Annotated in this window: 4 protein-coding genes; all 4 read right to left on the bottom strand. The window is 33.5% G+C overall.

All coding sequences use genetic code 11. The features are described from left to right. Positions 1 to 413: 413 nt before the first annotated feature. The 4 genes from I6U48_RS22390 to I6U48_RS22375 all read right to left on the bottom strand — a co-directional run bounded on the left by I6U48_RS22390 (position 414) and on the right by I6U48_RS22375 (position 7,069). Positions 414 to 1,331: a cyclase family protein gene (locus I6U48_RS22390; RefSeq protein WP_218322706.1), complete on the bottom strand. Its 918-nt coding sequence runs from the start codon at positions 1,329 to 1,331 to the stop codon at positions 414 to 416. Between the two features lie 288 nt (positions 1,332 to 1,619). Next, on the bottom strand, positions 1,620 to 2,987 hold the full coding sequence (locus I6U48_RS22385; RefSeq protein ID WP_218322705.1) for a uracil-xanthine permease family protein: 1,368 nt from the start codon (positions 2,985 to 2,987) through the stop codon (positions 1,620 to 1,622). Between the two features lie 225 nt (positions 2,988 to 3,212). After that, on the bottom strand, positions 3,213 to 4,445 hold the full coding sequence (locus I6U48_RS22380; RefSeq protein WP_218322704.1) for an MFS transporter: 1,233 nt from the start codon (positions 4,443 to 4,445) through the stop codon (positions 3,213 to 3,215). A gap of 575 nt (positions 4,446 to 5,020) precedes the next feature. Next, positions 5,021 to 7,069 (bottom strand): methyl-accepting chemotaxis protein, encoded by a 2,049-nt coding sequence (locus I6U48_RS22375; protein WP_218322703.1) that lies wholly within the window; start codon positions 7,067 to 7,069, stop codon positions 5,021 to 5,023. Positions 7,070 to 7,102: the final 33 nt, after the last annotated feature.

The following is a 7,102-nucleotide window of genomic DNA, read 5'->3' as shown; positions in this document are numbered from 1 at the left end:
ACTTTTGCTACAAGTCTTAGCTCATATTTTGGAAAAAGCTTAGATTCTTAGCTTTTTTAAAAATATGGGCTTGAGACTTGTCAAAAGTATTTATCGTGCTGGAAGAATGTAAATATATCCGGTCGCATAAGTTAAGTGTCGGTCGTGCTTCTCTATTGTGCTACAGCCCTTATGATTTCAACTATTAATATACGCCCCACTTATATTCTCTAGGCTCAACATCTTTATTGATTTCGTCTTCATCAATAAATGCAACCATTCTTACAATTGATCCGTCACCTCTGTACCATTTTCATAGTCACTCTATTAATATGTAATTTCATACTTTATTAATATTTTTCCCCTTAACTATAATCATTTCCCCACGATTATGAATAGCTTCTCTTACGCACATTTCTTTTTTGCTTCAACTCTTAGTATACACCGTATGGATACTGTTTATCTGGAACACTTCTGTCAATTCTGTCTGAAGGAACAAAAGCAACCGCACGAACGATAGTACCATCTCCCATGTACCAGCGAAGAGGGAAAGCACCGAATAAGAATCTCTGATTCTTAACTTTATCAAGGTCTCCACCAAGATTTTCAATACCCATTACGTTGTTAGCCATAAGAATATCATGACATGGCTCCCATTCTGGGAAATCGTCAAGTGCTGGATGTCCGTGCATCTCTTCGTACTCTTCACAAATTCTTGGAACATATGGGCCAGGGCCGTGATTTGCAGCATATGTGTAAAGAATGTGATCGATTGCCTGCATATCGAAACCAACACCTCTTACATGATGTTCAACGAACCATTTTGCACCTTCGATAGAAAGTCCTGGGCTGTATGCGAAATAATCATCATTCTCGCCCCAACGTCTGTGTGTACCTGTGTTAAGAAGTACCCAGTCTCCTTCTTTGATTCCGCCTGGAACCTTTTTAGCTGCTTCTTCAATCTCTTCTACTGTAATTAACTCCCATTTTCCCTTTGGAATATCAAGACATACAGCCTCTCCAAAGTAGTTTTCGATTGGAAGCTCATGTGTAAATGGACTTTCTGGGATAACATGAGATGGTGAATCTGCATGTGTAGAATTGTGCATATGGAATGAATTAAATGTCTGGAGAAGTCTGTAATGCATAGGCATATGCTGAACTCTGTCAATATGAAAATCCCCATTTGATGGCCAAAGTGGATTTCCTCTTCCGAATGGATTTGAAAGATCGATTAATTCGAAAGAACCTCCCTTGAACATATCGAAGATGCTTCCATCGTATGGTTTTTTCCAATCATTTGTGTGTTCAAAACACTCTTCCCGTGTGTGTCTAACTGCGATTTCTGACATAATGTTATCTCTCCTTTTTTATTTAAATTTTTTATTACAATATATAACATAGCAAATTATATGCCAAAAACATTAAACCACTTTTTTTGAACTACAATTTGTCTGTTTGCCTTATTTTAAAGGCATTAAGCATCAATCATTTATTTTAGTTCTTTGCAAGAACTAAATACAGCGTTGCAACTTTACAATTCCATTGCAAGACTGCATAATATCATTTAACACTTAAGATATGCTTAATAGATTAATATTTTAAGCAAGCTCCCCTGCCATCTCACAACTTCAATTCTCCTAGAACTTTTTTGATAACAAATTTTCCATTAAAAAAGCAATAATAATTCCATCTACCATCCCATTAGGCAGAATAGACCTTGCGACACTTGGCAAACCTTGAAATGCTGTATTGGGTAAAAACATCGCTCCGATTCCAATAAGAACAGAAATACCAATAATAAAACTTTCCCTATTTGTGATTTTTATTTTTTGAAATTCTTTTAATCCTTGCCCTGTGATTAATGCGAAAACCATGATGAGTGCACCACAGCCAACTGGTGACGGTATGGAAGCAAACAGCATTCCGATTGGAGTAACAATTCCTAATGCAATCATCATAACACCACTTAAAACAAATGGCCTTCTGGCTGCAACTCTCGTCATCGCAGTTATTCCAGTGGATGATAGATATGGCATAAATGCTATTGTAGGAAACGCACCAGCAAAAGAAGCCGACAAACCATGAATGAAAATCGCATGACTCATCTGCTTATTTGATACGCTTTCACCCAGAACTTCAGCCATACTGTTTACACTGGTAAATGTCATAGATAATATCACCAGCGATGCTATTATGCATGTAATGGTAATACCTACATCAAAAGTTGGTTTTCCCCATGCAAATGCTTGTGGTAAAGAAACAAAACCTTCACTTGTCAAACTAGTGAGATTGGCGATGCCAAGCAGCAATGCCATAATCCATCCCACGATGACTCCCACCAAGGTTGAAATACTTTGCAAAAATCCTTTTGTAAATAGGCTAATTACTAAAATAAGAATAACTGTGACAAAAAAAACTGCTGTACACCTAATGTCAATCACCTTATTCTGTTCGGTGATTCCAAGCATCCCCTTTATAATGCTTGGACTTATTTGTAATACCATTAATATAATCAGTACGCCATTAATAACGGGGGTAAATAATTTCGAAATATATGGTATTAGTCCCAAAATCATCAAAATCATAACAACGGCCCCCGCGATGATCATTCCGCTCTCTAGGTCAGTTATTAGAACTGACAAATCTTTTCCTAAAGTTGGAGTCAACCCTGCCATTAGTGTAATAACTCCCGTCCAAAGGCCTGCTGGACCGTCAATAATGGGATATGTATGTCCAAACTTTGCCTGCAGAATTGATATAATACCACACAAAACAAAGGTCCTCTGCAGCATACTTGCTATTTCATGATGTGATAGTCCAAGCAATGCACCAACTACAACTGGCATTACTACTGCAGATACCACAAAATAAATTACGTGCTGAAATCCATATACTATATTTTTTTGTATTGGTAATGTATCATCTAACCCATATAACATCATTTCTGCTTCTTTCACTTCATCACTTATTAATAACTTTTCTTCATCCCCAAGGTTATTTTTCATTGCAATCCACTCCTTATCTTCATAAATTTAAGTGCAATTTTTTGTTGTTTTCATTTCATTATTCTATTTACCTTTTTTATATTTATCCATATTACAGCTATTTATTGTTATAAATCTTGTAAAATAAGATGCTGTCCTAAAACAGAACTTTCATCTCTATTTTAGAACAGCATCATATTATTAATATGTAATACAAATATCAAGTAGATAATTATATTAAGTTTTTTACCCTTGACTATCTAAACCTAATTCAATAGATTCTGAACTTACTTTTTTTCTTGCTATTATAAATATTACACCGGCAATTACCAAAAAGATTGAAGAAACATGATATAAGAAGATTAATGAGTTGTTATTAAAAACCATTCCCACTGCTAGTTGGATAAAAGGCATTACCAACAACCCCAAATGCATACAACTGTTTACTATACCATAAGAAGCATCTCTTTGCTCCAAACTTGTTTTAAGTGCAGTCATATTTAGTATGAAGGACACTATAGATCCAGTTCCAAAACCAACCAATAAAATAGCACCAAGTAGCGGAATAAAACTTTCTATAGTACTCATTCCAAAATAACCTGCTGCAGTTATAAATATTGCCACAGGCACATAAAAACTTTTAAGAGATCTGCTCAATTGAGAAAACACGAAACCAGCAAACATTGCTCCAAGACCCGGGAATACAAGACCAATTCCAATCATCCCAGTTGAATACTTTAGCTCTACAAAACGGAATGCAATGTTCAATGTAGTGAACCCTGTAAAAACCCATCCAAACAGCATAAACAATCCAAGAGCATATACAACTGGTGGAACTGATTTGCTTTTAGGTGATACTTCAACATTTTCTTTTGCCACCTGTTCTGTTTCTTTAATAGGTGGCGAACTTGGTAGAAAGAATATTGCAATAATTAAAACAACAAATATAACTGCGAATGAATAAAAACTCCACTGCCATCCAAAAGCCAATAGAAATCCAACAATTGCACTAATAGACAAATTAGCAATATTTGCAACAGATGTAGTCATACCAGTCAATTTTTCTCTTTTTTCCCCTGTGAAATGTTCTGATATTATAGCACTTGGCAGCGGTAAACAGAGTCCAGCTCCTATACCTGTAAGTACCCTTAAAATCAAAATAGTATTTATACTAGTAGCAAAAGCAGGAGCCATTCCTGTAACACCATAAATTAAAAGTCCAAAAATAATTATATTGCGTTTATTATAAGTTTTTGCTAGTCGTCCTGCCACTAAGCTGAAAAGAGTAGTAGTAAGAAAAGGCGCTGTCATGACTAATTGAGATATCAATTTTGATGTACCTGGAAACGCCTCTAATATTACTGCTAGAGCTGGTCCAAGTGCTGCTGCTTCAAAAAACCAGATCAGCGGAACTGCAAGAATAGCCACTAAATTCATTGTGCTTATATTTTTAGCACTATTAACAACATTATTATTCATTAGATTTCCCTCCTATTTCTAATTATGTCTTTTAACATTTAATCACACTTTATGTAATTTTTTATTAATTCCTCCCTTCACATCATTATTAGTAGCTTACGGAATTCCCTAAGCATTGGTTAGCCTAACTTTTTATCCATTAAGCTTTTATATTTTCCTCCAATATGAACTAATAAATTCAGGAGGATAACAAACATTTTTATTTAAACCTTTACAGTTTCATGGCATCTATTTTTCTTGATTCCAAGAATCTCTTAGAAATAACTAAGAAAAAAAAATGTTCTGCTAATGTAAAAACAACTTACTGATAAGAAAAACAATCACATGAACTATTTTCATAACAATTATATACTTTAGCAATTTACGTGCCAAAAATCACTTTATTTCCATATAGACCTTAACTCCCTATTCATCTTGTTTCTTAAAATCATTGATTATAAAATTACTTAGTTTTCTCAACGCTACATTGCAGTATTACAACTACATTGCAATACTGCAATATAGTATTGGATTTTAAAATTAACACTTTGCTTCTTATCTCCTATGTCATATTAATCATAGTATTTAGCATATTTTTATACTTGGAATTTTGAAACAATATCTTTCAGCTTTTTAGAGCTTTCTTCAGTTCTGTTTGAAATTTCTATTACATTAGTTGATTTTTGTAAAGTAGTAGTTATTCTCTCTGCAATACTCTGAGCACCTTCAGCAGATTCAGTATTTAAAATTAATATTTGATTTATCGAATTAACCATATCATTCATTGAATTATTTAATTTTTGTGCATCACTGCTTAAGTCACTAACCAAGTTTTCAACGAATTTAGCATCTTTATAATACTGTTCTCCGCTTTGAACCATAAAATCGTAATCCTTTACAACTTTTGAATCTATAAATTCTAGTGCTTTTTCAGAATTCTCTTGCAAGTTATCTACAACTGCCACAACCAGCTTTATGACTTGTTGAATTTCAGTAACAGTATTTTTTGAGTTTTCTGCTAATTTTCTAACTTCATCAGCGACTACGGCAAATCCTTTTCCTGCTTCACCTGCTCTTGCCGCCTCTATTGCAGCGTTTAAAGCCAATAAATTTGTTTGAGCTGATATTTTCAAAATAACCTCAGTTAATTCATCTATTTTATCTACAGCTTTAGATTGTTCAATTGCCTTTCTCATATTAACATTTATATATTCACTAATCTCTTTGGCCGTTTTTTGTGAAACAACAGCACTTTGTTTCAGTTCTTGTGCTCTTTTACTTATTAGACTAGAAGTATCAGCTCCTGACTTAGATTTATCTGTAATTGATTTTACAGCCACTCCAAGTTCATTTGAGGTAGTTGTTATTTCTTCAACTGTCGCTGCAGTTTCTTCCATAGCTGCGGACATTTCCTCAATAGTAGCAGTAACCTCCTCTATTTCATTATTTAGAATATGTGCCACTAGATTGGTTGATATAGCCGATTCCTTAGAATTTTTAGATTCTTGTACTACAGTACTAACAATATCTCTTATAGCCTTTTGCATTGAATCAATTGATTTCATTAATATTCCTGTTTCATCCTTATTTTTCATTGCTTTTACTGGCACTTCTTGGGAGAAATCTCCTGAAGCAATGACCTTCATATACTCTGTAGCTAACTTTATAGGTTTAACAATACTCCTTGAAAAAAAGAAAATCATAAAAGCGAAAATAACTACACTAACAGCAATTACCAAAGTAATTCCCTTTTGTAATTTATTTACCTCTACTGTGAATTGAGTTATTGGCATAAAGTTTATGACATACATATCAAACTTTTCAACTTTTTTGTATGCAGCAATGTTCTTAACCCCATTTAAAGTAAAAAAGCCAAATCCAGAACTATTTTCCTTAACTTGTTTATAAAATTCTTGAACATCTCCCTTTTCCCTGCTAAAGTCCAATTTAAGAATCTGAGATGGATCTTCTGCTCCAAGGACTTGACCAAAAGAATTAATTAAAAGGGTTTTGCTATTCTCAATTGAATTGCTCTTAACTAAAGTTTTAGTTACTTTCTCAAGCTCAATGGCACATGCAAAGGTAGCCAATATTTGTTTTGAATCAGGATCAATTACTGGATAGGCTAAAATTGTATTAGGCCTTCCAGATACTGGAGAAAGCTGAGTATTTCCTATATAAGCCTTAGGATTACTCATAACTATTTTATACCACGGTTCTTGATTATCATTGTACTCGTGACCGACTGACATTCCTCCAATTCCATCAATTAATGTTTTCCGGTCATATCCAAAAAAAATATTTTCATATATTCCACTGGAATTATTAAATAAAACTTTTATATAATTCTCAATATATTTTGTTTTTGAAATATCTACTTGCTTATTTTTATTTAATTCTTTAAAATATTCAATAACATATGGCTGTGTTGCAATTGCCTCAGTCATTTTAGAAATATCCTCATAGGCCAGTGAAATTTGATTAGACTTTTCTAGGACTGAACTTGATAAAGAATTTTTTACTTTTTCTTGCATTGAACTTGATGCTGAAAAACTTACATAAATTAAGCTTATTAACATAGGTACAATCATACATATAACCGACATCATAAAAATTTTCATGAATAGACTATTTGTTTTTTTCACTCTAACTCCTCCTCAGAATAACTAGCTTGTTTA

This window comes from Clostridium thailandense, assembly GCF_019207025.1.
Classification (GTDB): Bacteria; Bacillota; Clostridia; order Clostridiales; family Clostridiaceae; genus Clostridium_AM; species Clostridium_AM thailandense.
Note: the sequence above shows the minus strand (reverse complement) of the source record. Positions and strands in the feature narration are given on the sequence as shown.